The sequence below is a fragment of the Kitasatospora sp. NPDC088351 genome (assembly GCF_040685575.1).
GTDB lineage: Bacteria > Actinomycetota > Actinomycetes > Streptomycetales > Streptomycetaceae > Kitasatospora.
In genome coordinates this window covers 52,420-79,149 of sequence record NZ_JBFBIL010000024.1, presented here as the reverse complement: position 1 = coordinate 79,149, position 26,730 = coordinate 52,420, and the positions used below count along the sequence as shown (strand labels likewise).

At 72.5% G+C, this 26,730-nt stretch carries 24 protein-coding genes and 1 pseudogene; 19 read left to right on the top strand and 6 right to left on the bottom strand.

Translation table 11 applies throughout. The features are described 5' to 3' along the window. Positions 1–156: 156 nt before the first annotated feature. Positions 157–915 carry a methyltransferase domain-containing protein gene (locus tag AB0P06_RS18875; protein WP_363608639.1) on the bottom strand — a complete coding sequence of 253 codons (759 nt, stop codon included), beginning with the start codon at positions 913–915 and terminating at the stop codon, positions 157–159. A 276-nt stretch (positions 916–1,191) separates the two neighbouring features. On the opposite strand from AB0P06_RS18875, the gene AB0P06_RS18870 reads away from it, so the two are divergent. From AB0P06_RS18870 to paaE, 9 genes are all read left to right on the top strand, one after another. Continuing rightward, complete coding sequence (locus AB0P06_RS18870; RefSeq protein WP_363608637.1) at positions 1,192–2,658, top strand: histidine kinase; 1,467 nt, start codon at positions 1,192–1,194, stop codon at positions 2,656–2,658. Continuing rightward, positions 2,655–3,314 carry a response regulator transcription factor gene (locus AB0P06_RS18865; protein ID WP_363608635.1) on the top strand — a complete coding sequence of 220 codons (660 nt, stop codon included), beginning with the start codon at positions 2,655–2,657 and terminating at the stop codon, positions 3,312–3,314. Before AB0P06_RS18870 ends, AB0P06_RS18865 begins: the two co-directional genes overlap by 4 nt. Positions 3,315–4,058: 744 nt before the next feature. Then, positions 4,059–5,555 (top strand): M20 family metallopeptidase, encoded by a 1,497-nt coding sequence (locus tag AB0P06_RS18860; RefSeq protein WP_363608633.1) that lies wholly within the window; start codon positions 4,059–4,061, stop codon positions 5,553–5,555. An 8-nt stretch (positions 5,556–5,563) separates the two neighbouring features. After that, on the top strand, positions 5,564–5,947 hold the full coding sequence (locus AB0P06_RS18855; protein ID WP_363608631.1) for a hypothetical protein: 384 nt from the start codon (positions 5,564–5,566) through the stop codon (positions 5,945–5,947). Positions 5,948–6,185: 238 nt separating this feature from the next. Next, a complete protein-coding gene (paaA, locus tag AB0P06_RS18850; RefSeq protein WP_363608629.1) occupies positions 6,186–7,277 on the top strand; it encodes a 1,2-phenylacetyl-CoA epoxidase subunit PaaA in 1,092 nt (363 codons plus the stop codon). Then, positions 7,274–7,567, top strand: coding sequence for a 1,2-phenylacetyl-CoA epoxidase subunit PaaB (gene paaB, locus AB0P06_RS18845; RefSeq protein WP_363608627.1), 294 nt, complete (start codon positions 7,274–7,276; stop codon positions 7,565–7,567). Before paaA ends, paaB begins: the two co-directional genes overlap by 4 nt. Before the next feature lie 15 nt (positions 7,568–7,582). Beyond that, positions 7,583–8,464 carry a 1,2-phenylacetyl-CoA epoxidase subunit PaaC gene (gene paaC / locus AB0P06_RS18840; RefSeq protein ID WP_363608625.1) on the top strand — a complete coding sequence of 294 codons (882 nt, stop codon included), beginning with the start codon at positions 7,583–7,585 and terminating at the stop codon, positions 8,462–8,464. After that, complete coding sequence (gene paaD / locus AB0P06_RS18835) at positions 8,458–9,072, top strand: 1,2-phenylacetyl-CoA epoxidase subunit PaaD (RefSeq protein ID WP_363608623.1); 615 nt, start codon at positions 8,458–8,460, stop codon at positions 9,070–9,072. Before paaC ends, paaD begins: the two co-directional genes overlap by 7 nt. After that, complete coding sequence (gene paaE, locus AB0P06_RS18830) at positions 9,073–10,152, top strand: 1,2-phenylacetyl-CoA epoxidase subunit PaaE (RefSeq protein WP_363608621.1); 1,080 nt, start codon at positions 9,073–9,075, stop codon at positions 10,150–10,152. A gap of 123 nt (positions 10,153–10,275) precedes the next feature. On the opposite strand, the gene AB0P06_RS18825 is transcribed toward paaE, so the two are convergent. Together AB0P06_RS18825 and AB0P06_RS18820 are read right to left on the bottom strand one after the other, a co-directional pair. Further along, positions 10,276–11,355, bottom strand: coding sequence for an NAD(P)-binding domain-containing protein (locus AB0P06_RS18825; RefSeq protein WP_363608685.1), 1,080 nt, complete (start codon positions 11,353–11,355; stop codon positions 10,276–10,278). A 142-nt stretch (positions 11,356–11,497) separates the two neighbouring features. After that, entirely contained in the window at positions 11,498–11,869 is a 372-nt protein-coding gene (locus tag AB0P06_RS18820) for a YbjQ family protein (protein WP_363608619.1), read from the bottom strand. A 124-nt stretch (positions 11,870–11,993) separates the two neighbouring features. Between AB0P06_RS18820 and AB0P06_RS18815 the strand changes: the two genes are divergently transcribed. The 3 genes from AB0P06_RS18815 (at position 11,994) to AB0P06_RS18805 (ending at position 15,452) form a co-directional block, all read left to right on the top strand. After that, positions 11,994–12,926, top strand: a complete 933-nt coding sequence (locus tag AB0P06_RS18815; protein ID WP_363608617.1) for a hypothetical protein — start codon at positions 11,994–11,996, stop codon at positions 12,924–12,926. A 193-nt stretch (positions 12,927–13,119) separates the two neighbouring features. Then, positions 13,120–14,445, top strand: a complete 1,326-nt coding sequence (locus AB0P06_RS18810; protein WP_363608615.1) for a peptide ligase PGM1-related protein — start codon at positions 13,120–13,122, stop codon at positions 14,443–14,445. Continuing rightward, positions 14,442–15,452: a zinc-binding dehydrogenase gene (locus AB0P06_RS18805; protein ID WP_363608613.1), complete on the top strand. Its 1,011-nt coding sequence runs from the start codon at positions 14,442–14,444 to the stop codon at positions 15,450–15,452. Before AB0P06_RS18810 ends, AB0P06_RS18805 begins: the two co-directional genes overlap by 4 nt. A gap of 94 nt (positions 15,453–15,546) precedes the next feature. Here AB0P06_RS18805 and AB0P06_RS18800 read toward each other — a convergent pair whose 3' ends face one another. The 3 genes from AB0P06_RS18800 to AB0P06_RS18790 form a co-directional block, all read right to left on the bottom strand. After that, on the bottom strand, positions 15,547–16,107 hold the full coding sequence (locus AB0P06_RS18800) for a MaoC family dehydratase (protein WP_363608611.1): 561 nt from the start codon (positions 16,105–16,107) through the stop codon (positions 15,547–15,549). Between the two features lie 97 nt (positions 16,108–16,204). Continuing rightward, the gene (locus AB0P06_RS18795) at positions 16,205–17,440 is read right to left on the bottom strand and encodes an aminotransferase class I/II-fold pyridoxal phosphate-dependent enzyme (protein WP_363608609.1); all 1,236 of its coding nucleotides are present in this window, start codon (positions 17,438–17,440) and stop codon (positions 16,205–16,207) included. A 2-nt stretch (positions 17,441–17,442) separates the two neighbouring features. Next, the gene (locus tag AB0P06_RS18790; RefSeq protein ID WP_363608607.1) at positions 17,443–18,387 is read right to left on the bottom strand and encodes a CoA ester lyase; all 945 of its coding nucleotides are present in this window, start codon (positions 18,385–18,387) and stop codon (positions 17,443–17,445) included. Positions 18,388–18,750: 363 nt separating this feature from the next. Here AB0P06_RS18790 and AB0P06_RS18785 point away from each other — a divergent pair, with 363 nt between their 5' ends. The 7 genes and pseudogenes from AB0P06_RS18785 to AB0P06_RS18755 all read left to right on the top strand — a co-directional run bounded on the left by AB0P06_RS18785 (position 18,751) and on the right by AB0P06_RS18755 (position 26,473). Further along, positions 18,751–20,529, top strand: a complete 1,779-nt coding sequence (locus tag AB0P06_RS18785) for an ATP-binding protein (RefSeq protein WP_363608605.1) — start codon at positions 18,751–18,753, stop codon at positions 20,527–20,529. Between the two features lie 321 nt (positions 20,530–20,850). Further along, the gene (locus AB0P06_RS18780) at positions 20,851–21,981 is read left to right on the top strand and encodes an inosamine-phosphate amidinotransferase 1 (RefSeq protein WP_363608603.1); all 1,131 of its coding nucleotides are present in this window, start codon (positions 20,851–20,853) and stop codon (positions 21,979–21,981) included. A 120-nt stretch (positions 21,982–22,101) separates the two neighbouring features. Continuing rightward, positions 22,102–22,461 (top strand): annotated as a pseudogene (locus AB0P06_RS18775) (peptidyl-tRNA hydrolase); the annotation flags it as partial. 17 nt (positions 22,462–22,478) lie between these two features. Beyond that, the gene (locus AB0P06_RS18770) at positions 22,479–24,266 is read left to right on the top strand and encodes a recombinase family protein (protein ID WP_363608601.1); all 1,788 of its coding nucleotides are present in this window, start codon (positions 22,479–22,481) and stop codon (positions 24,264–24,266) included. Between the two features lie 487 nt (positions 24,267–24,753). Further along, the gene (locus tag AB0P06_RS18765; protein WP_363608599.1) at positions 24,754–25,116 is read left to right on the top strand and encodes a helix-turn-helix transcriptional regulator; all 363 of its coding nucleotides are present in this window, start codon (positions 24,754–24,756) and stop codon (positions 25,114–25,116) included. Between the two features lie 19 nt (positions 25,117–25,135). After that, positions 25,136–25,504, top strand: a complete 369-nt coding sequence (locus AB0P06_RS18760; protein WP_363608597.1) for a hypothetical protein — start codon at positions 25,136–25,138, stop codon at positions 25,502–25,504. A 45-nt stretch (positions 25,505–25,549) separates the two neighbouring features. Further along, positions 25,550–26,473: a P22 phage major capsid protein family protein gene (locus tag AB0P06_RS18755; protein WP_363608595.1), complete on the top strand. Its 924-nt coding sequence runs from the start codon at positions 25,550–25,552 to the stop codon at positions 26,471–26,473. The last annotated feature ends 257 nt before the right edge of the window (positions 26,474–26,730 follow it).

Below are 26,730 nucleotides of genomic sequence, written 5' to 3'. Positions count from 1 at the left end.
CGGTGGCGCGTAGGGAGGGGATGGCGGGCTGGGTTCAACTGTGGCACGACAGGTAACAGATTTCAATATCTGTTATCCGTTTTCTGTTTTCTGTCATCTGTTACCCGCCGCCAGTGACCCGCCGCCCATCACCCGCCGCCCATCACCCGCCGCCCGTCACCTGTCGTCTGACATCCGCCGCTCGCCGCCCGGCGCCCGCAGCAGATGGGCCCGGGCCGGCGGCAGGTTGCGCCAGGCTGTCCGGTTCCCCAGCCCGTACACCTCCTCGAACCGCCGCAGCAGCCGCACCACCGCCCGGTGCCGCGCCCCGCGCCGAGGCCCGGAGGTCAGCGTCCGGGCCGTAGTGGTACCCAGATACCCGAAGTACGTCAGCTCGCCGCCGGGCACCAGCAGCCGCAGATAGAGGTCCAGCACGTGCCGCACCTGCGCCGGCTCGAAGTTGGTGAACGGCAGCCCCGAGACGATCACGTCGTACCGCTCACCCGCGGGCCCGCCCCCGTCCGGCGCCGGCGGCCGGCACTCCGGCAGTTCCTCCACCCGGCAGGCGGACAGCCGCAGGTCGATCCCCGGCCCCCGCCGGACCAGCTCCGGATCCTCCCGCAGCCGCTCGGCGAAGCGGGGGTTCGCCTCGACGACGTGCAGCCGGTCGCCCGGGCGCAGCACTTCGGCCAGCCGCCGGGTCACGACCCCCGTCCCGGCGCCGACCTCCAGCACCGAGAGCGGCCGATCGGGGCGGCTGGTCACCGGGACCACCAGGGCGTTCACCAGGTCCGCCCCGCTCGGCGCCAGCGCGCCCGTGCTGTGGAACGTGCGCAGCGCCTCGCGGAGGAAGAGCAGAAGGTCGCCGCCGGTCCGACCCGGGGCGGCGAACGAAGAGCGGGCGTACGGGGCGGGGCGGGGCTGATCTGTCGTCATACCATCGAAGCTAGAAGCGCCTGGCCCCACGCGAATCGGCCGACGAGTGGCGACGACCCCCGACGAAAGTCGAGGACACCGCTGGCCGAAGGTAGGGGGCGCCGCCTTGGGAACCGACCGTAGCATCGGGCCAGACCGAAGGGAGGAGACCGATTGAGCACAGGCCGAGCGGACCACCCGGACCACCCGGGCCAACCGCCGTATCAGCCGCAAACGCCGCGCCAGGCATACCCGGGCCACGTGCCCGTCCCGCGTGACCCGGATGAACGGTCGTTCGTGCGCCGCGCTCTGCTCGGCTGGTACGCACCCGGCCACCGTTGGTGGATCGAGACGCTGCTCCTGCTGGCCGTCCTCACCCTGACCGCCGAAGAAACCGTCGTCCACTGGACGAGCACCGAGGACTCCTACCGCTTCCTGCGTACCGTCGTAGCCGCCCTCGCCTCCCTCTCCCTCCTCCTCGTCCGCCGTTACCCAGTCGCCTCCGCGGTCCTCCCCATCCTCACCGCAGGTGTGCTCAATCGCGCCCTCCCCGGCCTGTTCAGCGTCTACAACCTCGCCTCCACCGGCCGCTTCGGCCTCGCCATGGTGGGCGGCGTCGTCATCGCCCTGGTCAGCGCCGCCCGCGCCGACTCGGTCATCGACTGGGTGGGCACCACCGGCTCACAACTTCTCGTCGAGGCCGCCGCCCTCTCCCTCGGTCTCTGGCTGCACGGCCGCCGCGTCCTGATCCAGACCTTGCACGACCAGGTCGACGTGCTGCGCCGTGAACGCGAGCTCCGCGCCGAACAGGCCCGGTCCGCGGAACGATCCCGGATCGCACGGGAGATGCACGACGTACTGGCGCACCGCCTCAGTCTGCTCGTGCTGCATGCCGGGGTCCTCCGGGACCAGGCCCAGGCCGGGACGGTCGCCGACGACCCCGCCCGGCTCGCGCACCGGCTGGAACTCCTGCGGACGACGGCCGCCCGCTCGCTCGACGACCTGCGTGACGTCCTCGGCGCGCTCCGGGCCGAACCGCGGTCCCCGGCCGGCCCCGGAGACACCGAGTACCCCAAGTACGCCGGAGACGTCCACGACACCGGGGGCACCGGGGACGCGGGGGATCGTACGGGCGACTGGGTCTCGGCGGTCGTCGCCGTGCGCCCTGTGCCCCCTCGCCCGTCCCCGTCGCTCTCCGCGTCCCCGCCCGTGGGCCCTGGCGAGGCCGGGGGGCCACGACCCGTCCGCGTACCGGCACCGGCGCTGCGCGACCTCACCGAACTCGTCGGCGAGGCCAGGGAGGCCGGACAGACGGTCGAACTCGCCCTCGTCGGCGATCCCGAGAGCATCCCCACCACCCACCGCCTGGCCGTTCACCGAGTGGTGCAGGAGGCACTGACCAACGCCCGCAAGTACGCACACGCCGCACCAGTGACGGTCCGCGTCCGGTACGGTGCCCCGGCGACCAGCGTCGAGGTGCGCAACGGCCCGGGCGAACCGGCACCGTCGGGAGCCTGTACCGGCGGTGGATACGGGCTGGTCGGGCTCACCGAACGGGTCGGCGCGCTGGGCGGATACCTCGATGCGGGCCCCGACGGCCACGGTGGCTTCCGCCTCGCCGCCCAACTTCCGTCACCGAGGCGCCCGCCCGCATCCGTCCGGAAGCCGGTACCGCCCCCGTACCCGCAAGCCATGCCCTACCCGCAGCCCACGCCCTACCCGCACGTCACGTCGCACCCGCAGCCACCGAGGGAACCCGCATGATCCGCACCATGGTGGTCGACGACGACGCGCTGGTCCGGCTCGGCCTCGTCGACCTGCTCACCCAGGACCCGGTACTCACCGTGGTCGCCGAGGCCGCCGACGGGCTGCAGGCCGTCGAGTTGGCCCGCCGCCAACGCATCGACGTCGCGTTGATGGACATCCGGATGCCCAGACTCGACGGCATCGCCGCCACCCGCCGACTGCGCGAGCTGCCCGAGGGCCCGCGCGTCATCGCGCTCACCACCTTCGACCTCGACGAGTACGTGTACCAGGCGCTCGCCGCCGGTGCCGACGGCTTCCTGCTCAAGGACACCCCGCCCGCCGAGATCGTCCGGGCGGTCCACATCGTGGCCGACGGCCAGGGCATGCTGCACCCGGCCGCCGCTCGCCGCCTCATAGACCGCTACCACCGTGCCGGTGCGCCACGATCGGTCGCCGCCCGCGGCCGTGTCGCCGCGCTCACCCCGCGCGAGACCGAGGTGCTGGGCGAACTCGCCTGCGGGCTCTCCAACGCGGAGATCGCCTCCGTGCTCGGAATGCGCGAGAGCACCGTCAAAGCCCACATCAGCCGGATCCTCACCGCGCTCGGCGTCGGCAACCGCGTCCAGGCCGCACTGCTCGCCCGCGACGCCGGGCTCGTCGAGGGCGCCGACTGATCCGGCGCCGACTGACCCGACGGTGACCGCCCCGACGCCGCCCGCCCCCGACGGCGACCGGTGTGACGGTGGTGGGCCCGACCGTCCGCGGGCCACCCCCGGCACAGGCGCCGGAGGGACCACGAGCACGCCTCCCTCCGTCCCCGCCGAGGGGCTGGCGACGGACCGCCGCCTGGTACCGAATGCTGAGCGGCTGTCACCCATCCGGCGTGGAAAAGCCGTGCCTTGGCGATTTGTGCTGCCGAACCCGGGCGCCGGGTCCATGGTGGAGATGGGCGCGATCCGGCGACCGCGCTCGCGCGCCGATCCAGGCCCGCGCGCCGTGCGCCTGCCGCCGTTCTCCGACGGGCGCCCGAGGCGGGGCCAGGCCCCCCGGCGTGCTGGGAGCAGGGCCACCTCGCAGGAAGCCGAACGGTTCTTCTAGGCTCACATCTCGGCTTCCCTGTGGCGGTGCGGTCGCTGCGCCCGCCGCTTCGAAGCCGCCGTCCACGGGGGCTCCGGGCCGACCAGGGCCCCCGGATCGAGCGAGGAGGACGCAATGCCAAGCATGCCGCCCAGCCGTTCCACCGTACTTGGGCCAGACGGGCCGTCCTGGCGGACCGTGCGTCTGACCGGGGCCGTGCGACCGGGCTGGTCCGGGCACCCGGGCTGGTCCGGCCGGCCGGTTCGGCCGCTGAATACCGGCGGCGGCCGTGGAGGCGAGCGTTGAGTCCCCAAGCCGTTCGGCCGCCCGGCGCGCCGACCGTGACCACTGACCCCGCACCCGCGTCCGCCCCCGGCACCATGGCCGCCGCCGTCGCTGTTACCGCCACCCTCACCGCAGTTGCCACGGAGGCCGTTCGTCCGGTCTCCCGTCCGGCAGTCGCACCATCGGCGGCGACGGCCACCGCACCGGCCACCGCGCCGGCCGTCGCACTACCCACCGCACTACCCACCGCACCACCCACCGCGCCGCCATCAGCAGCACTGCTGACCGGAGCAACGTCCGCCACGGCGACCACCTCGGCTGTCACGTCGGCTGTCGCATCGGCGACCACCGACGGTGACACCCAACCCGCCCTCACCGCCGCCCTCCCGGGCCTTCCGCAGGCCATCAGCTCACGCGCCCGCACGCTGGCCGGAGCCGTCCGCCGACGCTGCGCGGACCTCGCCCGGATCGAGTCCCCCAGTGGCGACGCGCCCCGACTCGACGCCCTCGCCGAAGAGTTGTCCGCGGGCTTCCGGTCCACCGGCGCCACCGCCCGCCGCGAGTCCGGCCCCGCCGGGGACCACCTGGTGCTGCAGTGGGACGGGCAGGACGAAAGCCTGCCGCACCTCCTCGTGGTCGGCCACCATGACACCGTCTGGCCGGCCGGCATCCTGGCCGACTGGCCCGTCACCGAGCAGGACGGCGTGCTCAGCGGCCCCGGCGTGGTCGACATGAAGGGCGGACTCGCCATTCTGGAAGGCGCGTTCGCCCTGCTCGCCGACCTCGGCCAGCGCCCGCACCGCACCGTCCGCCTGGTGGTGGTCTCCGACGAGGAGGTCGGCAGCCCGGACGGCAAGCGCCTGGTCGAACGCCAACTGCGTGGTGCGGCCGCCGTCCTGGGGCTCGAACCGCCCCACCCGGACGGTCGGCTCAAGACCGCCCGCCGGGGCAGCACCCGGGTGCGCCTCACCGTCACCGGTCACGAGGCGCACGCCGGGAACGACGCGGCCGACGGCGTCTCCGCGGTGGACGAACTCGTGGACCAGCTCGTCGCGGTCCGCGGGCTCGTCTGTCAGCCCGGCACCGAGCTGAACGCCGGCCGGATCAGCGGCGGCACCCGGGCGAACGTCATCGCCGGCCGGGCCGAGGCCGAACTCGGCCTGCGCTTCGCCACCATGGAGGCACAGCGCCGCACGCTCGACAACCTGGCCCGGCTGACCGCCCAGCGCCCGGGGGCCAAGGTCCGGACGGAGGTGCTGTCCAGCCGGCCGGCCTGGCCCGAACGCTCCGGCAATCCGCTGCTGCGGCACGTCCGTTCGCTCGCGGCGGTGCTCGGCCAGCAGCTCGACGGCGCTCCGGCGGGCGGGGCGGGCGACACCAACCTGCCCGGTTCGCGCGGTCTGCCGACGCTGGACGGGTTCGGTGCGGTCGGCGCGGGGGCGCATGCCCGGCACGAGCACATCCGGATCGATCAGCTGGCTCCCCGGATCGCGCTGCTGACGGCGCTCCTCGCGGTTCCGCTGCCGCGCCTGCGGGACCGCTCGGAGGGCTGAGCGGCTTCGTGCGGCGGGAGGGGGCCCGCCCCTCGGCTTCGGCCGGGCGGCGGGCCCCCTCCGTCCGGGGCCTATCGGGGCCCGTCCTCGGCGGACCGCTCACCGTCCGCCGGGGCGTCGCCGTCGCGCCCAGCGCCGATTCGGTCGTCGCCTACCCGGTCGTCGCCTGCCTGGTCGTCACCGGTCCGGTCGTCGAGGAGCGGGAACAGGCGGGTGACGGCGGCCACCGGCCGGGTGCCGGGCCGGGCGTCGCGCTGTCGGTGCGGGGCGAGCAGGGGGCGGACGGCGGCGCCGAGGCCGGCGGGTTCGTCGGGGGTGAGGTGGAGGACCGCAAGGAGAAGGTCTTCGCCAAGCGCGCCGCCCGCGCCGAGCGGCTGGAAGGCCTGCGCTAGCCGCACCGGAAGGGCCGGGGCGCGAGTGGTGACGCCGCCCGGTGCGCCCCTGAGCAGCGCCGCGCGCCCCGGCGCGACCGTCGGCGTTCGCGCCCGTGAGGCGCGGACGGCCCGGCTCCCTTGTCAGGCCGCCGCCTCGCCGCGCACAATGGAACCGACCGAACGGTCAGTCGGTGGCCGGGCCCGGGAACCGTGAGGCCCCGCGACAGCCGACGTGTGCACGCGAGAGGGGACCGTGATGACAGCAGAGGTGGCCGAACCGGTCTCCGCGCGGACACAGGAGGACCGGTTCGAGGCGGTGATCGCCGCCGAGCAGCGGATCGAGCCCCGGGACTGGATGCCCGATGCCTACCGGGCGACCCTGATCCGCCAGATCGCCCAGCACGCGCACTCCGAGATCATCGGCATGCAGCCGGAGGGCAACTGGCTCACCCGTGCCCCGTCGCTGCGTCGCAAGGCCATCCTGCTGGCCAAGGCGCAGGACGAGGCCGGCCACGGCCTCTACCTCTACGCCGCCGCGGAGACCCTCGGCGTGGATCGGGCCGAGCTGACCGAGAAGCTGGTCTCGGGCCGCCAGAAGTACTCCTCGATCTTCAACTACCCGACCCTCACCTTCGCCGACGTCGGGGTGATCGGCTGGCTGGTCGACGGCGCCGCGATCTGCAACCAGGTGCCGCTCTGCCGTTGCAGCTACGGGCCGTACGCGCGGGCCATGGTCAGGGTCTGCAAGGAGGAGTCGTTCCACCAGCGCCAGGGTTACGAGCTGCTGATGACCCTGATGCGCGGCACCGACGCCCAGCGGCGGATGGTCCAGGACGCGGTGGACCGCTGGTGGTGGCCGTCGCTGATGATGTTCGGGCCCCCGGACGCGGACTCGCCGAACACCGCCCGCTCGATGGCCTGGCGGATCAAGCGGCACACCAACGACGAGTTGCGTCAGCGCTTCGTCGACATGACCGTCCCGCAGGCGCAGCACCTCGGGGTCACCCTCCCCGACCCCGCGCTGAGCTGGAACGAGCAGCGCGGCGGCTGGGACTTCGGTGAGCCGGACTGGTCGGAGCTGACCCGGGTCATCCAGGGCCAGGGCCCGTGCAACGCCCAGCGGATCGACCGCCGCCGGGCCGCCCACGAGGACGGCGCCTGGGTCCGGGAGGCGGCGGTCGCCTACGCGGAGAAGCGACGGGCGGAGCACCGATCGGCCGAGGGCCGACCTGCGGAGGACCGATCCGCGGGGCACCCGAGATCCGCAGCCGACGGATCCGAAGGCCGTCGCCCCGAACAGCAGGCGAACCAGGCGCAAGCCGAAGCGGAACAGGAGAACGGAAAGTGACCGAGTCCAAGGCCGGCTGGCCCCTGTACGAGGTGTTCGTGCGCCCCCGGCGCGGCCTGAACCACGTCCACGTCGGCTCGCTGCACGCCTCCGACGAGCGGATGGCGCTGCTCGCCGCCCGCGACCTCTACACCCGCCGCAACGAGGGCGTCAGCCTCTGGGTGGTCCGCTCGGACGCGATCACCGCCTCCACCCCGGACGAGCGCGACGCCTTCTTCGACCCCAGCGGCGACAAGGTCTACCGCCACCCGACCTTCTACGACATCCCCGAGGATGTCCCGCACATCTGACGGGGAGCACGCACGATGACCGACGACCACGTCTACCTGAGCCTCGCCGAGGCGTCCCCCGAGCCCGAGGGCGAGGGCCGCTGGGCGTACGGGACGGGCTTCGCCGACCCGCTGCTCGGCGTGGACACCGCCGTACCGGCCGGCCTGGACGGTGCCGACCTCGCCGCCTACTGCCTGATGCTCGGCGACGACGCCCTGGTGCTCGCCCAGCGGCTGATCGAGTGGTGCACCCGGGCGCCCGAGCTGGAGGAGGAGGTGGCGCTCGCCAACCTCGGCCTCGATCTGCTCGGCCAGGCCCGCCAGCTGCTCACCCGGGCCGGCCAGGCCGACGGCACCGGGCGCACCGAGGACGACCTGGCGTACTGGCGCGAGGAGCACGAGTTCCGCAACGTCCGCCTGGTCGAGGCGCCGAACGGGGACTTCGCGTACTCGATCGCCCGGCTGCTGGTCTTCGCCACCGCGCGCGGCGCGCTGTACGAGGCGCTGGCCGGGCACGCCGATCCGGTACTGGCGGCGGTCGCCGCCCGGAGCGTCAAGGAGCTGGCCTACCACCGCGAGTACGCCACCGCGTGGACGCTGCGGCTCGGCGACGGCACGCCGTACTCGTCGGCCCGGATGCAGGCCGGTCTGGACGCCGTCTGGCCGCTGGTGGAGGAGCTGTTCACCGCCCACCCGGTGGAGCTGCGGGCCGGGGTGGACCCGGCGCTGCTGCGCGAGCCGGTGCTGGGCTCGCTCGCCGCCGTGCTCGCCGAGGCCGGGCTGACCGTGCCGGAGGTGCCGGCGCTGGCCACGGTCGGTGGCCGGGCCGGCCGGGACGGTGTGCACACCGAGGCGCTGGGCCCCCTGCTGGCCGAGTTCCAGGTGGTGGCCCGCGCGCACCCGGGGGCGACATGGTGACGACCGCGCGCACCGGCGCCTGGGAGGTCGCGGCGGCCGTCCCGGACCCGGAGCTGCCCATGCTCACCCTCGCCGACCTCGGTGTGCTGGCCGAGGTCGAGGTCGCCGAGGAGGGCGGCGCGGTGACCGCCTGGCTGACCCCGACCTACTCGGGTTGTCCGGCCGTCGCCGAAATGGCCGCCGACGTGGACCGGCGGCTGCGCGCGGCCGGCTATCCGGACGTCCGGGTCCGGCTCCGGCTGGACCCGCCGTGGTCCACCGACCTGATCACCGCCGAGGGCCGCCGCAAGCTGGCGGAGGCGGGCATCGCCCCGCCCGGCCCCGCCGCCCCGGGGCTGCTGGGCCTCGGCCCGACCCGGTTCCTGGACAGCGGTCCCGGCGCCCCCGTCGCATCCGGCGGCCATGGCGGTCACGGGGATCGTGAGGATCACGGGGATCGCGGCGGTCACGAGGCCAGGCCGGCCGCCCCGCCCGTGCCCGCTGTCACCTGCCCGCTCTGCGGCTGCGCCGACACCGAGGAGCTGTCCCGCTTCGGTTCCACCGCCTGCAAGGCGCTCTGGCGCTGCCGCGGCTGCCGGGAGCCCTTCGAACGCGTCAAGGAGATCTGAATGGCCGCCCGTCCCGCCCGTCGCCCGACCTTCCACCGGCTGCGGATCGCCCTGGTGGAGCGGCTCTGCGAGGACGCCGTCGCCGTGACCTTCGCGGTGCCGCACGGGCTCGCCGAGGAGTTCGCGTTCCGGCCGGGGCAGACGCTGACGCTGCGCCGGGAGGTGGACGGCGTCGACGAGCGCCGCTCGTACTCGATCTGCGCCCCCGTCGGCGGCCCGCTGCGGATCGCCGTGCGCGAGGTGCCCGGCGGGCTGTTCTCCCAGTGGCTGGTGCGGGAGGCCCGGCCGGGCGAGGAGGTCGAGGTGCTGACGCCGACCGGGCTCTTCACCCCGGAGCTGGGCGTCCCCGCCGACCATGTCCTGCTGGCGGCCGGCTCCGGTATCACGCCGATGCTCTCCATCGCCGCCTCCGTGCTGGCCGCCGACCGCGTCTCCACCGTCACCCTGTTCTACGGAAACCGGCGCAGCGACACCGTGATGTTCGCCGACGAGCTGGCCGATCTGAAGGACCGCCACCTCGGCCGGTTCCAGCTGGTGCACGTGCTCTCCCGGGAGAGCAGGGACGCCGAGCTGCTCAGCGGCCGGCTGGACCCGGAGCGGGTCGAGGCGCTGCTGAAGGCGCTGGTGGACGTCGAGACGGTGGGCCACTGGTGGCTCTGCGGCCCGTTCGGGATGGTCGCCGGGGCGAAGGACCTGCTGGCCGGGCTGGGGGTGCCCACCGGGCAGGTGCACCAGGAGCTGTTCCACGCCGAGGACGAGCCGGTCGCCGAGCGCGTCGAGGAGGCACCGGCGGGCGGTGGCGCGCACAGCGAGGTCACCGTCGTGCTCGACGGGCGCGGCAGCACGCTCTCCCTCCCGCGGGACCGGTCCATCCTGGACGGCGCCCAGCGTACGCGCCCCGACCTGCCGTTCGCCTGCAAGGGCGGGGTCTGCGGCACCTGCCGGGCTCTGGTCACCGAGGGAGAGGTGGCGATGCGGCGCAACTTCGCGCTGGAGGAGAAGGAACTGGCGGCGAGCTATGTCCTGACCTGCCAGGCCCGCCCGCTGACCGACCGGGTGACGGTCGACTACGACCGGTAGGGGCGGCAGGGCGGGCAGGGCGGCGCGGACCGCGGGCTGGGCGCTGGGGGTGCTGCGAGGCCTCCGGTGGCGGGCGCGCTGATGCCGGCCGGTCGGCATCAGCGCGCGGCTGCCGCCGCCCCGTCAGACCAGGACGGCCGCCGGTTCGCCGAGCAGCCGGACGAGGTCGTTGACGGCGGAGCGCCCGGCCCGGTTGGCGCCGATGGTGCTCGCGGAGGGGCCGTAGCCGACGAGGTGGACGCGGGCGTCGGCGGTGGCGCGGGTCCCGGTGAGGGCGATCCCGCCGCCGGGGGAGCGCAGCCCGAGCGGGGCGAGGTGGCCGACCTCGGGGCGGAAACCGGTGGCCCAGATGACGGCGTCCACCGGGAGTTCCTCGTCGCCCCAGGCGACACCGTGCTCGGTGAGGCGGTCGAACATCGGGCGGCGGTGCAGCGCGCCCAGCGCCTCGGCACGGCGGTAGGCCACCGACGGGCCGAGGCCGGTCACGCTCACCACGCTGCGCACCGGCAGGCCCTGGCGGACCCGCTCCTCGACCTGGGCGACCACCGCCCGGCCGAACTCCGGGGTGAACGGGCCGTCGTGGTAGACCGGCGGGGTCCGGGTGACCCAGACCGTCTCGCCGACCGCCGCGACCTCCGACAGCACCTGGATCGCGGACGCGCCGCCGCCGACCACCAGGACGCGCCGGCCGGCGAACTCCTCCGGGCCCCGGTACTCGGCGTAGTGCAGCTGGCGGCCGGCGAAGTGGCCCGGGTAGTGCGGCAGGAACGGACGGGTCCAGGTGCCGGTGGCGTTGATCAGAGCCCGGGTGGACCAGGTGCCGGAGTCGGTCTCGACGAGCAGCCGGGAGTCCGGCCGCTCGGACTCCGAGCGCACCGCCCGTACGGTGACCGGGCGCACCACGGGGAGCGCGTGCCTGGCCTCGTACGCCGCGAAGTACCCCGGCACCACCTCACGGGCGGGGGCGTCCGGATCGGGCACGGGCAGTTCGAAGTCCGGGAGGTCGTGGAAACCGTGCACGGTGGCCATCCGCAGGGACGGGGAGCGGTGCGCCCAGGCCCCGCCGGGTGCGGCGTCGGCGTCGAGCACGACGAAGCCGCCGTCGGCGTCCGCCCGGTAGGGGGCGAAGCCGCGGCGGCCCAGGTGGTAGGCGGCGGACAGGCCCGCCTGCCCGGCGCCCACCACCACGACGTCCACCCGCAGGTCGGTGCCCACCTCTCGGTCGACGGCCGTGAGCCGCTCCGGGTGTTCACCGTCAGCGGCCCGAGATGTTGCACCGTAAACAGTCACGCCGGTGAAACATCGACGGTGCGGCAGGTGTTCCCGGCGGGGTTCCGCGCCCGGCTCAGGCGGCGGGCGAGATCACCACGGCGGTGCCGTACGCGCAGATCTCGGTACCGATGTCCGCGGCCTCGGTGACGTCGAATCGCATCATCAGCACCGCGTTGCCGCCGCGCGCCTTGGTCTGCTCGACCAGTCGCTGCATCGCCTCGTTGCGGCTCTCCACCAGGGTTTTGGTCAGACCCTTCAGCTCGCCGCCGACCAGCGACTTCAGCGAGGCGCCGATCTGGCTGCCGATGTGCCGGCTGCGCACGGTCAGTCCGAAGACCTCGCCGATCACATGATCGACCCGGTATCCGGGAATGTCATTGGTGGTCACTACCAGGACCTGGGCGTTCGGGCCCTGCCCGCCGCCGTATTCGTCGATGTTTGCCATGGGCCCATCCTGCCGGTCCGCACACGGCCGGACGACAGAGGCCCGGCCCGAATCCGGCGGAGAAGGCGTCGAGAAGCTGGGACGGACCGGTGATCGGGCGGCCGAAAGGCCGTACCGTAGCCCCATGGGCGAGCGAAGCGATCATCCACAGGGGCCGGGCGCGGCGGAGGACTCCGGCGCGCCGGAGATCGAGGCGACGGTGGTGCTGGGCCTGCGGATCACCGACTGGCCGGCGCTGCGCGCGGCCGCGATCGCGGCCGTGGAGGAACTGGACTTCGACGGCATCGACCCGGCCGGCCAGCGCCGCGAACTGCTGCGCGAGGTGGCCGAGGACGCCAACGCGGCGCTCGGCGCGCTGCTGCACCCGGACCGGCTGGTGGCCGCGATCCCGGGCGTCGAGGCGCTCGGCGGCACGCTGGAGATCAGCGTCACCGAGGACTTCGCGCCGGACTTCGCCGAACTGTTCCCGCTGGACGGCGACGAGGAGGACGGTGGCGGCGGGGCGGGGGACTGGACGCTCACCCCTCGGACGGCCTGCCTGCTCCACGCCCAACTGCTGGGACTGGCGGACGCCGCCTACGACGACCTCGACGAGCACGAGGACGAACCGGTCACCGATGGCGACGAGGCCGACTGGACGGTCTTCGGCCGTCTGCCGCAGCGCACCTGGCGCCTCCACCGGGGCTGGCGCCGGGCGATGGCCCGGGCCTTCGACGACCTCGCCGACGACCTCGCGCTCGGCGAGTGGCCGCTGCCGCGCTGCCTGGCCGAGGAGATCGCGCTGCGGATGGCCCTGGTGGACGCCCGCGCGCTGCTCGGCGCACAGCCCGAGTCGGTCGCCGACATGATGGGCGACCTGCCGGCCGACCTGTACGACTACGACTGGGAGGGCTGCCACGACGAGCTGTTCGGTGTCTTCGGCCCGGACGACGGCGATCCGGAGCTGAACGCCGAGCAGCGCACCGAGCTGCTGCTGGCGGCGACGCATCCGGAGGGCTGGTTCCTGTCGTACGAGGACGCGGAGGAGCGGGATCCGCAGCGCGGCTACCGGCGCTGAGGGAGCGGTGACGGGTGAGTGCCCCCACCGGGTTGTTCAGCGTTTTTGTTCAATGACCGAGCGCCGAACCCGAACAACCCCGGTGCGCTACATCTGAAGCGCACGCCTCACCAGTTCCGCCTCACGGGTTCCGTGCCACCGGTGTCGCGTCATCGGTGCCGCGGTTCCGTCGAACGCCGGGAGAGTTCAGCAGATGACGACGCTCTGTATCGGAAACAACCGCACCGAGGAGATGGTCGGGGACCTCACCGGGATGACGCCGCTGGAGCGGCTGTTCGCCGGCTGCGGGGCCCAGCGCATGCTCTGGTTCGCCGAGGACGGCGACGTCCTGGTGCTGCCCTGGGGGCCCGACCCGGTCTACCTCGGGTATGTCACCGGGCTGACCGGTACCCGGGCCGAGAGCCTGACCTTCGTGGTACCGCCGCCGGGCGTGGAGGGCGCGGACATCATCACCCCGGACCGGCTGGCCGAGCCGGGCTTCCGCGAGGAGCTGCGCCGGGCGCTGGCCGGCCGGCCGGTGGAGCGGGTGCTGGCGATCTCGCCCAACGCGGCCGTGGTGGACCTGGCGGCCGCGCTCGGGGCCGAGCACGCCGTCCCGGGCCACGCCTTCGCCGCGCAGGGCGGCAACGCGCTGGTCAACAGCAAGGCGGTGTTCCGGGCGCTGGCCGCCGGGGCCGGGGTGCCGATCCCGCCGGGGACGGTCGCCACCTCGCCGCAGCAGGTGGAGGCGGCGGTCAACGGCCTGCTGGAGCAGGGCCACAGCGTGATGATGAAGGTCGAGTACCAGGCCGGCGGGTTCGGCAATGAGGTCCTCGCCCGGGACGAGGACGTCACCCCGCTGGGCGCCCAGCGGGTCGTGTCGCTGGCGGACCGCGCCGCCGTCGCCGCGTACGTCGCCGAGCGCTGGACCTGGCTGACCGGCGGGCGTGGCCAACGGGTCGTGGTGGAGCGGTACTTCACGGACGCGGTGCCGGTGTACGCGGAGTTCGTGATCGGGGACCACGGGTCGGTGCTGTCCGGGTGCGGCGAGATGGTGATGGACCCGGTGGTGGTCGGCGAGATCACCCCGCCGGTCACCCCTGACGCCGGGGTGCGGGCCGAACTCGTCCACCAGGCCTCCCGGTTGTGCGAGTCGCTGCGGGTGCTCGGCTACCGGGGCACGGTCAGTGCGGACGCGATCCTGACCCCCAAGGGCGAGTTGTACTTCAGCGAGACCAATGGGCGTCTCACCGGTTCGACGCATCTGCACGACGCGTTGTTCGCCCGCCTGGTCGGCGCCGATCACCGCTCCGCCCGGGTGATCCTGGAGCTCGCGGGCCTGCGGGTGCCGTCGTTCCCGGAGGCGGTCGAGGCGCTGGAGCGGGCCGGGCTGGCCTTCGATCCGCAGACCCGGACCGGCGTGGTGTTCAGCTGCGACTTCGCCCCGGCCGACGGCTCGGTGATGTACTGCGTGATCGCCGAGGACGCCGAGGCGGCCCGGGCCGCGGAACGCCGGCTGACCGAACTCTTCCCGCGGTGACGGAGGCCCCGGACGGGCCTTTGGGCGCCGGGCCTTCGGGCCTCGGGCCGTCGGGCATCCGGGCGGCGGTGATCCGGAGGTACGGCGGGCCGGAGGAGTTCCGTGCCGAGACCGTACCCGAACCGGCGGCCGGGCCCGGCCAGGTGCTGATCGACGTCGCCCTGGCCGGGGTCAACTACGCGGACCTGCACTGCCGTACGGGCGAGTACGCGAGGTTCCCGTTGCCCGCGGTGCTCGGCGCGGACGTGATCGGGCGCCGCCGCGGCGACGGACGGCGGGTCGCCGCACTGCTCCGGACCGGCGGCGGCTATGCCCAGGTGGCGTGCGCGGAGCGGTCGTTCACCGTGGAGGTGCCGGACGAGGTCGGCGACGAGCAGGCGCTGGCGCTGCTGGAGCAGGGCGCGACGGCGTACGCCGCCCTGGCCCTGCTCGGGCGGCTGCGGCCGGGTGAGTGTGTCGCGGTGACGGCGGCGGCGGGCGGTGTCGGGCACCTGGCGGTGCAGCTGGCCCGGGAGCTGGGGGCCGGACGCGTGCTGGGGCTGGCCTCGACACCGGCCAAGCGGGAGTTCGTCCGCTCGCTGGGAGCGGACGCGGTGTTCGACCCCGCCGCACCCGAACTGGCCGAGCTGCTGGCCGAGTCGGGCGGAGTCGACCTGTTCGTGGACTCGGCGGGCGGCCGGGGGCTGCGGGACGGGCTGGCGGCGCTGGCGCCGTTCGGCCGGCTGCTCTGCGTCGGCGCCCGAGGCGGACCGGAGGAGGCCTTCGCGGTGGACGAGCTGGCGGAGCGCTCGGCGGGCGTGCTCGGCTTCTGGCTGCAGCATGTGCTGGACGACCGGGTGCTCTTCTCGGGCGTCGTCGAGCAGCTGTTCCGGCTGGCCGGGCGGGGCCGGCTGACGGCGCGGATCGACCGGATCGTCCCGCTCTCCGGCGTGGGGGGCGCGCACCGGGCCCTGGCCGCACGGCAGACGATGGGAAAGGTGCTGATCGACGTCCACCGGGAGGGCTGAGGCATCGGCCCCGAGCGCAGCAGCGCCCGGGGCCCGATGGCTGATGTCCGGCGTCCGGTTTCCGTTGCTCGGCAACCGGGTTCGGCAAGCGGGTTCAGTACCCGGCGGCGTCGTCCAGCCCGTGGCCGCGCAGCGGGACGAGGAAGCTGCGCTCGAAGACCACCACGACCTCGCCGGTGGACTTCGTCCCGGTGGTTCGGCACGTGACGATGCCCTGTCCGGTACGGCTCTTGGAGAGCCGCTTGGCGAGCGTCTCGGTCTGTGCGTACAGGGTGTCGCCCGTGAACACCGGGTGGGTCATCCGGATGTTCTCCCAGCCGAGGTTGGCGATGGTCCGCCCGCTGGTGGAGCGGGCCGTCATCCCGCCGACGATGCTGAGCGTCACCAGGCTGGAGACGATCGGCCGCCCCCAGGGGGTGTGTTGGCTGTACGCGGCGTCGATGTGCAGCGGGGCGTCGTTCATGCTCAGCATGCTCATCAGCACGTTGTCCAGCTCGGTGACGGTCCGCCCCGGGCGGTGCTCGATGACATCGCCGACGGTGAACTCCTCGTAGTAGCGGCCGACCACCTCGCGGTAGTGCCGCTCGCCGATCCGCCGGTAGCCGGCGGGTTCGGGGTCGGGCGTGAGCGCGGACGCGGATTCGGCTTCGGGCATGGCGCGTTGCTCCCCAGGGGTCGGAGTCCGGCGGTGGGCGATCAGGTGTCTGGCGTCAGGTGCCTGGCGTCTGGCGTCTGGCGTCAGGAGGCAGGGATCAGAGGTCGGAGGTGAGCTCCCTGACGTGGCCGGCGAACTCGGTGATCAGCCGCTCGTCCATGTCGGCGCGCATCATCAGCCGCAGACCCGCCTCGCCCTTGGGAACGATCGGGAAGAACACCGCCGAGCTGTAGAAGCCGCGTTCGAAGAGCTGGGCGGAGAGCTTGACCGCACGCTCGGCGTCCCCGACATCCACCCGCCGAACCGGCAGGCCGTTGCCCGCGAAGGTGGTCGGCAGCAGCTTGTCGAAGAGGTCGATGTTGCGGTTCAGCTTCGCCTGGAGTTCGGTGAGTTCGGCGGACCGGTGGACGGCCGCGCTGCCCAGCGAGGCGCCGACCAGCGGCAGTGCCACGTTCTGCGACCAGCCGACCGGACCGGCGTGCCGGTGCAGGAACTCGAACTGCTCGCGGTTGCCGAGCATGGCGATGCCGCCGCCGGTGCCGAAGCCCTTGCCGAGGCTGGCGACGATGACCGTCAACGGGTTCATCTCCAGCCGCGAGCGGACGAAGCCCTCGCCGCGCTCGCCCATGATGGACAGCGAGTGGGAGTCGTCGATGTAGAGGAACAGCCCGTAGCGGTCCTGGAGTTCGAGCAGCCCGTCGAGGGCCGCCGCGCCGCCCATCGAGTACGCTCCGTCGGCGACGTAGGCGACCCGCGGGTACTTGCGGCAGATGTCCTCCAGATAGTTCAGGTCGTTGTGCGGGCAGTTGAGCACCAGCGACTCGTCCGCGCAGATCGGCTTCACATACGCCATGCAGAAGTGGCAGAACCGGTCGAAGACCATCACGCGGGGCCCGCCGCCGCGCTCGCAGGTGCCGTCGAGGTGACCGGAGGCGACCAGCGGCAGGATGCCGGCGGTGAGCGCGGTGCAGGACGCGCCGGGCAGGATGTGCGCGCCGAACAGTTCGCCCAGCTCCTCCTCCAGCCGCACCAGCAGGTTGTGCCGGATCCGGGTGGTGGAGGTGACCAGCCAGGTGCTCTTGGACTCCGTGAGCGCGTCCACCGCTCCGGCCGCGACCTGCGGGTGGTTGTTCAGCCCGAGGTACGCGCAGGAGACCATGTTGGCGAACTCGTGGCCGGTCTCGCGGACGATCAGCCGGTTGTTGGACTCCGAGTCCACCTTGATGCCGATCAGCCCGTTGGCGCCGGCCGCCTGCCAGACCGGGTCGGCGGTGGCGAGCATGGCCTCGGCGTTGCGGTAGCGGCGCGGGCCCTGGATGGATTCTTCGGTCATCGTCACTTCTCCTCCGTGTCGTTCCGGGGGGCTGCGGGCCGTACGGGGGGTACGGGCCGTGCGGGCGGTACCGGCGGTACGGCCCGCGTGGGCTGGTCGGCCTGGCCCGGCGGGCCGAACTGCTCGATCAGACGCTGCGAGGCCTCGAAGAAGGGCATGCCGACCATCACCCCGTCCACGACGGTGACCGAGCGGCCGTTCTCCCGGCCCGCCTCGACCACTCGCAGGGCCTGTTCCAGCAGATGCTCGTCGGGGCTGAACGCCTCGTTGATCAGGGGAAGTTGGCGGGGGTGCACGGCGATCTTGCCACTGAACCCGAAGTCCCGGGCGAGCGCGGCCTCCCGGCACAGCCCGTCCAGATCGGTGACTTCGAAGAACGGCGCGTCCATCGCCTCCACCCCCGCGGCCCGGGCGCTGTTGACCACTCGGCCCCGGGCGTGTGCCAGGGCTTCCCAGGAGAGCCGGGCGCCGACCGCGAACGCGTAGTCGGCGGAGCCGAAGACCAGTCCGCGCAGGCGGTGCCCGGCGGCCGCGATGGCGGGTGCGTGCTCGATGCCCAGGGGCGTCTCCACGACGGCGAGGAACTCCGTCTCCGGGCAGTCCGGTCCGAGCGCTCCGGCGGCGATCTCGATGTCCCGGGGGGACTGCGCCATCGGGATCAGCACGATGTCGGGCTTGACGCGGTACCGGGTGATGGCGATCAGATCGCGCAACCCGTCGGGCCCGGCAAGGGTGTTGATGCGCACCGCGCTGCGGGCGAGCTTGGTGGACGGCAGGTCGAAGAACTCCTCGGCGAGGTGGCGGGCCTCCTCCTTTCGAGCGGGTGGGACCGAGTCCTCCAGGTCGACCATGGCGATATCGGCCCCGGACTGGTGGCTCTTGGCGTACCGCTCCACCGCCATCGCGGGTGTGGACAGCAGGGAACGGCAGTACCGCGTGAACTTCATGGAAATCTCCGAAGTCAGCGAAGTCTGCGGCTCCTGGTTCTATCCCACCGGCATTGTTCGGCGCCGTGCGGCTGGACATTGAACATCAACTCGGAACAACCGCCCCGTGCGACCCATTGTTTGACGCCAACTGTCCTGTGCATGATGAATCTCGAAGGATGGACACCGCCCAGGCGTCAGGACCTCCGGCCGTCAGGACCGCCAGCCGTCAGGTTCTCCTGGCGTCGGCCCCCTGCCGTCGGGTTATCCGCGCTCGGGCCTTCCGCCCTTGGGTTTTCCGTCCACGGGAGACCGCGTCGACGGGGCCTCGGATCATCGGGCTCCGGATCACCGGGCACCGCTTCAACGAAGAAGGGGGCTACTGTGCCGCGTCGGGAGAGTCCACTGGACCAGGGCGACGGGCCGCTGCTGCGGTTCGCGGGCGACTTACGGGCGCTCAGGGAGCGGGCGGGCACCCCGCCGTACCGGCAGCTCGCCCTCCGGGCACACTGCTCGGCCGCCAGCCTCTCGGTGGCGGCGGGCGGCCGGCAGCTGCCGAGCCTCGCCGTCACCCTCGCCTATGTACAGGCGTGCGGAGGGGACGTGCGGGAGTGGCAGCACCGCTGGCAGTTGCTCGCTGCGGAACTGGCCGCGGACACCGCCGCCCGCCGGCGCGCCCAGGACGCCGGGCGGGCCCCGTACCCGGGTGCGGCGGCCTTCGAGGCGGTGGACGCCGAGCGCTTCTTCGGACGGGAGGCGCTGCTGGACCAGTTGGTGGGGCTGCTCGCCGAACGGCGCCTGGTGGTGGTTACCGGGCCCTCCGGGGTGGGGAAGTCCTCGCTGGTCAGGGCCGGTCTGCTGGCGCGGCTCGGCGGGCCGGTGGCGCTGCTCACCCCGGGGGAGCGGCCGATGGAGGCGTACACGCTGGCCCTGGCCCGGCTCGGGCAGCGGGCCGGGGATGGACGGGCCACGCGAGCCCAGGCCGGGAGCGCGCGGGCCGCAGAGGCGCAGGTCGGGCCCGCGCGGGTCGGGTCCGCGCGGACCCGGGGCGGGGGGAGTGGCGAGGCGCGGGCCGGGCGTGGCAACCGGACGGCCGAGGGGGAGTGGGCGGCCGATCCGGTGCTGGTGGTGGACCAGGGCGAGGAACTGGGCACCCGCTGCCGTGACGCCGCCGAGCGCACCCGGTTCCTGGACTCGTTGGTGGCGTGCGCCGAGGACGCGGTCTCCGAGCGGGCGGCCGCCATGGGCGGGAGCGGCGCCGGAACCGCTCGGTGCCGGGTGGTTCTGGTGCTGCGGTCCGACCAGTGTGCCGCGCTGCTCGCCGAACATCCCGCGCTGGCCGCGGCCTGCCAGGACGCCGTGCTGGCGGTCGGCCGCCCGGCGCCCGACGAACTGCGCCGCGCGATCACCGAACCCGCGCTGCGGGCCGGTTGCACCGTCGAGGGTGCGCTGCTCGCCGTCCTGATCTCCACCGCCGCCCAGCAGCCGGGCGCCCTGCCGCTGGTGTCGGCGGCCCTGTTGGAGACCTGGCGGCGGCGCAGCGGCAACGCGCTCACCCTGGCCGGGTTCCAGGCCACCGGCGGCTTCGAGGGGGCGCTGGCCCGGACCGCCGAGGTGTTGTTCGACGGGCTGGGCGCGCTGGACCGCGAGCTGGCCCGGGCGGTTTTCCTGCGGCTCGGCGGTGAGAGCGTGCGGATCCCCGTCGGGATCGGCGAGTTCGACGGCCCCGGGGTGCCGGCCGTGCTGGAACGGCTGGTCCGGGCCCGGCTGGTGGTGCTGGACCGGGACACCGTCGAACTCGCCCACGGCGCGCTGCCGCAGGTCTGGCCCCGGCTGCGGGACTGGCTGGCCGAGAGTCGGGACACGCTCGGCGACCATCGGCGGCTCACCGAGGTCGCCCGCAGCTGGGCCGCCGCCGACCGGGACCCTGAACTGCTCTACCGGGGAGCCCGGCTGGAACTCGTTCGGCGGCGGGTGGCGGCCGGAGAGCTGACCCCGGCCGGAGTCGAGCGGGCGTTCCTGGCGGCGGCCGTGCACGCGGCCGCCGCAGACCGGCGCCGGTCCCGTCGGCAGAGCCTCGCCGTGGCCGGGCTCGCGGCGGCCGGCGGCGCGCTGATCACCCTGGCCGGGGGGAGCCGGATTCTGCGGGCGCGGCGGGATTGATCAGCCCCGGGGCCAGGGAGTTGAACATCGCCCTGTTCAATCAACGGGCGATCGGGGCGCGCCTCGGAATGTCGATCACGTCCTTGCGCGGCCGTCGGCGGGCCGGGTAGCTTGGCGGTCGATCCCGGCTCCCGCAGTTCGTTGATTCACCTTCCAGGATCGGGATTTCCCCTCCGTCGTGGCCGGCCCGGAGCCGGCCGACGGATTTCTCGCGAGCTGATTCCGGTGCCGTCCCGGCCGGTTCGGTATCCGGTTCACCTCGATCCGACTTTTCCCAGCCTCCGGCCCAGCCATTTCCCGAATCCGCGTCAAGGGGGAGTCATGTCCAATTCGGCCCGTCCGGTCCACCCGGTCCACCCGGCCCGTCCGGTTCAAGCGGCCAGTCCGGTGCACAGCTGGGACGAGTTCACCACGCTGCGCGAGGTGGTGGTCGGTACCGCCGTCGGCGCCCGGCTGCCCGGGCAGTCCGACCCTTCGTCCTGGCTGTCCTGCTTTCCGAAGACCAGGGCCGCCGACCTCGGCTCGATCCCGGTCGGCGCCTACTCGCAGCAGGTCGTCGAGGAGACCGAGGAGGACCTGGACGCCCTGGTCGCCACCCTGCGCGGCCTCGGCGTCACCGTCCACCAGCCCGAAGTGGTCGACCACGCCGCCGAGTTCGCCGCCCCGCACTGGAAGGCCGACGGCGGCTTCCACTCCTACTGCCCGCGGGACCTCACCCTGGTGGTCGGTGAGACCGTGATCGAGGTGGCGAGCCCGATGCGCGCCCGCTACTTCGAGGTGTTCGGCCTGCGCGGCCTCTTCCAGGAGTATCTGCGCGGCGGTGCCCGATGGTTGGCCGCACCCCGCCCGCAACTGAACGACGAGCTCTTCGAGTTCGACGCCGACGGGCTGCCGCTGCTCGGCGAGGCCGAGCCGGTCTTCGACGCCGCCAACGTGCTGCGGCTCGGCCGCGACGTCTTCTACCAGGTCTCCCGCAGTGGCAACGAACTCGGGCTGCGGTGGCTGGAGTCCACCCTTGGCCTGCTCGGTGACCTGCGCCTGCACCCGCTGCGCGACATCTACGGATACACCCACATCGACAGCACCATCGCGCTGCTGAGGCCGGGCCTGGTGCTGCTCAACCCCGAGCGGATCAGCCCCGAGACGGTGCCCGAGCCGCTGCGGGGCTGGGACATCCTGTGGTGCCCGCCGGCCGAGCCGTCCGCCGACTCGACCGAGCCCGAGCCCGAGCACTCGCTGAGCGAGAGCTGGATCAGCATGAATCTGCTGATGGTCAGCCCCGACACGGCGATCGTCGAGTCGGACCAGCGGAGCCTGATCAAGCAGCTGGAACACGCCGGCATCACCGTCCTGCCGCACCGGCTGCGCCACTCGCGGGTGCTCGGCGGCGGTTTCCACTGCGTGACCCTGGACATCCGGCGGGACGGCGGGCTGGAGGACTACCTGTCGTGATCGCGGCGAGGTGGGGGCTGGCATGCTTGACGGGTGACTTCTCCGTTCGACGCCGCCGTCCCCGCCCCTGCCGCCGCTTCCGTTCCCGCCGTTTCCGTTCCGTCCTCCGCTCCGGAGTCCGTGCCGGCCGCCGAGGACCGGGACGCCCGGCCGCAGTACGTCCTGCCGCTCCTCGTCCGGATGGAGCGGGCCACCCCGCCCGGGCGGACCGACGCGCTGGAGACCTCGGCGCGGGCCGTGCTGACGCTGCTCGCGGACTCGCGCGTCACCGAGCCGGACGGGGAGTGGGCGGAACGGGTCGCCGCCTGGGAGGACGCCCGGATCCGCAAGGTGGTCCGGCGGGCCCGGGGCGGAGAGTGGCGCCGGGCCGGCGAACTGCCGGGGATCACGGTCACCGGGCGGGAGGCGGAGGTGCGAGTGTTCCCGCCCGTTCCGCTGGACGGCTGGCCGAAGGAGCTCGCCAAGCTCCAAGGAAACGGTCTGCATACACTCTGGGGATGAACACCCCCCTGAACAGGCACGTTGCGATGCGGGCCGCCCACAGCTCGCCCCGAGCCATCACGTACGCGCGGCAGAGCAACAGGCGTGATGACGACAGCTTGGCGTCCCCGGTTATGCAGCAGCGCAAGGGGCAGAGCCTCGCCGACGCGCGCGACTACGAGTACGACCCCGACACAGACCACTACGAAGACGTGGGCAAGTCGGGGTGGAACCCCCACGTCTACCGGCATGGCTTCGAGGCCATGATGGAGCGCGTCCGCTCCGGCACCGTGGACGTGGTGATCATCTACAACCTGGCCCGTCTGACCCGCAAGGGTGCGCTGGATGCAATCCAGATCGAGGCCGAGATGCGGAAGCACGGCGTCACGCTGTTGAGCGTCCTGGAACCGTGGCTCGACACGTCTACGCCGGTCGGCCTGGGCATCTTCGCCATCATCGCGGGCCTGGCCGAACAGGAGTCGTCGAGCAAGTCTGAGTTCATCACGGATGCCAAGGAACAGGCGCGCCTACTCGGCGGCCACACCGCCGGTACCGCCCCCTACGGCTTCGAAATGGAGAAGGTGACCGGCCCCGAGGGCGTCAAGGTTGTCTACCTCCGTGAGCGGGTGTCAGAAGCCCTCATATGCCGGTGGATCATCCGGCGAGTGGCGGCGGGCCGGACGCCGGCTTGGGTGGCGAAGGTGCTCAACCGTGCGCGTGTCCCGTCTCCCGGTTCCCGCACGCCGGGCCGGGTCAAGGCACTTCGCGCGCGCACGGGGGCCAAGCTCGATGTGGACCAGTGGACGGCACACGCCATCCGGCGAATCGTCCGTGACCCGCGTATGGCTGGCTTCGCCACCGACACGTCCGGCGAGAAGTACGAGATCCGGCGGGACGAGGACGGCGCCCCCATGCGTGTCCATGACGCCCTGGTGCCCGAGCAGCTGTGGTACCGGGCAACCGGCATGCTCACAGCGGCCGGGAAGAAGTACCACAACCCCCACACGGGAGTTGCTTGGCTCATGTCCGGGTGGGATTTCCTGTACTGCGACTGCGACGCCACCATGGGCGCTGCGAACGTCTCGGCGGACCGGACTGTCTACCGGTGCAACCGGGGCCCCGAGGCGCTGCGTGCCATGGGCAAGCGAAAGACCACGATTGAGACAGACGTAGTCGAGTACCACGTGCCCGCCGAGGTGTTCGCACGTCTCTCCGCGCTGGACCTGGACGACGAAGACGACGTGGCTCTGTGGACGGCAGCAGGGAAGGCGTACGCGGAGCGCCAGGGGGCATCCGAGAGGGAAGTCGAGCTGGCCGCCGCAAGGACGTCTGAGGAGCACACAGAGGCTTCCCTGAGGCAGACCTACCGGGAGCGGGACGAAGAGCTGTACCAGGGGCCTGTGGGGGCCGAGATGTTCGGCGAGCGCGTCATGAAACTGACTATGGCTCTGGATCGCGCCCGGAAGCACAGGGAGGCCCTGGAGGCCGAGGAGGCCGCCGTGGGCATCCTGCCCATCGAGGAGTGGTTGGGCGAGGAGGGGGCCTACGAGGACCCGATTGAGGAGGGCCCTTGGGCAAAGTGGTCGATGACGGAGCGGCGGGAGTTCCTGGGCCTCCTGATTGACCGCGTGGTAGTGCGCGAGGGCAAGCGCGGAGGCCACTACAAGCACCGGGAGGACCCGCGCGAGCGTATCCAGATCCTATGGAAGCACCAGGCCCCCAAGAAGGCCCCCAAGAAGGACCCCAAGAAGGACCCCATGGGGGACGCCAAGGGGGCGGCCAAGGCCCCGGCGGGGGTCGCCTGACGAATCGTCATATAGCGCTACAGGGCGCGCGTTCGGCAGGCTCCGGCCCGCCGGGCGCGCGCTCTCGGCGTGTATGGGTCTGGGCACGGCAGAAAAGTTGCCGTCTCCCTAAACTCCCTGCACGCGTATAGGGGTTTGGGTGGACGGCAACTTTTCTGCCGTTCACGGTCGCCCGATCCGTTTCGGGAGGCCGCCGCCGGGCCGGTCCGGCCCGGCACAACGGGCGGCTGTTAACCACCGCTCTTCAATAGGTATGTGACGCTTCGTCTGTCGCTCTCGGCGACGCTGCGAAGCTCTCGCGATCTACGGCCTGTCGGTCGAGCCATGCCCGGTGTCTCGGGTGCTCCCAATAGGCCGCACCTGCGTTGCTGGCCGACTCTCTCCCGGCTTGCAGCGCACTGGGCCACCCGCCGCACCTTTGGCGGGTGGCCCTCTCTCATTTCTCAACTCACTTGCACTGAATGCAAGTTGAATGAAAGGAGCAGAGGTGTTCAATCCCGAACGGATGAGGTCTCGCCGCGTGGCACTCGATCTCACCTGCGCCCAGCTCGCCGACCGCATGGGCGTTCACGAGACGACCGCATGGCGCTGGGAGAACGGCGAGGCCGTTCCGTCGATCGCCCGTGCCGCCGAGCTGGCGGCTGCACTTCGGGTGCCGTTCCCGGCACTGCTGCGCCGGGCCAAGTCCGACGACGAGTATGCGGCGCTGTTCGGTGCCGAGACTGTTCGGCGTCGCCAGCCTGGCGCGCCGGTGTTCGACACCTGGGCCGACGCCCGGGAAGTCGCCGACATGGACGGACTGGTTGAGGGTGTCCGAGCGGCCCAGCGCGAGGCCGGTAAGCGTGTCTGAGGGCCATGACCGCGCGGTCATGGCCCGTGTGGCCGCCAGGGTGGCCGAACGGGCCGAGGAGGCCGCTCGGAGGGCCCGGGAGGCGGCCGAGGTGGTCGCCCCGCCCTCGCAGCCTCCGGCGGGCCCTGACCGGCAGGTATGGCAGCTTCGTGCCGCTCTGCGGCACGGTATCCCCGAGGACCACGCCGGACGGCTCAACGGCACCACGGCCGAAGAGGTCGAGGCTGACGCGGTGGCCTTCGCCGAGATGATCGGCCGGGCCGGGGTGGTCGCGCCGAAGCTGCGGAGCCGACCGGCACCCATCGCTGGTAGCGGTGGAGGCGTCCCGGAGCCGGCCGATCGGCGGGCCTCTCTCGTGGCGCACATGCGCGGCGCTCGCCGAATCTGACCAACAACCAATTGCCCGACGAGGGCTGTATCTGGAGGTAACGCTATGGCTGCTGCCATGACCAATGATGTCAAGACTCACGATCTGATCGCCGAGACCGCCGTCTCCTACCTCGCTCAGACCGGGGTGGCCTCCGCGCTGGTCTTCCGCAACGCCGAGAAGACGTTCGGCGGTGGCTCTGGCAAGACTGTTCGCATTGCCGTCCCGAACCGCATCGAGGCTAAGAACTTCAATGGTACCGACGAGCTTTCGGCCGCCACGGAACGAGAGGTCGAGGTCAAGATCACTGAGGCCCCGTACAGCTCGGTTCCGGTTCGGCAGGACGAGGCCACGTTCGACATTCGCGACTTCGCAACTCAGGTGCTCGCGCCACAAGTTGACGGCGTCGCGCGGGCGCTGGAGGCTGCTGCCTGCGCGCCCATGAACAAGGCCATCGCGGCCGTGAAGGACACTGACACCGTCCACATCATCCAGCGCGGAGACGGCTTCGACCTGGACTGGATCGTGGAAGCTGGCACCGAGATGGACGCCAACGACGTTCCTGAGGAGGGGCGTTGGCTTCTCGTGGGAACCGAACTCAAGGGCTTGATCCTCAAGCACCCTGACATGAAGCATGCGGACAAGTCCGGTTCCTCGGACGTGCTGCGCCGGGGCGAGATCGGTGATCTCCGAGGCTTCAAGGTGTACCACTCCAACGCCCTCAAGGGTGGCGCCATCGCCGGTGTTCGCGAAGCATTCGCCCTCGCGGTGTGCCCTCCGGTGATGGGCGCACTGGGTGGCGGGTCGCTGCCGCTGCTGAGTGGCAAGACGATTAGCGAGGACGGGTACGCGATCGCGGTTTGGACCGCTTGGGATCAGAGTGGGCACAGCGCCGTGCACACGGTGAAGTCGTTTGCTGGTGGCGCCGAGATCGACCCGAACCGCTATGTGGCCTTCAAGCTGGAGGCCGCGAGCGGCGCGGCAAAGTGACGAGAGGTCATCTCAATGTCTCCCGTCTGGCATCTGGAGTCCCACCAATCCCTCACGTGAGGGATTGGCGGGGCATTCATGCCGGTCTCGCTATCGCAGGGAACCCCTTTCAGGGGGGTGTCCTTACCAGGGGGCCGGGGTTCACGTAAAGGGTGGTCATCTAGGGTGCCTTATCTGACTATCCATCAGTTCCGTATGAGGGCTCTACCGAATGGCGCGCCTCGCCCCTGCCTCCGGGCTGGAAGCGCATCCGCCTC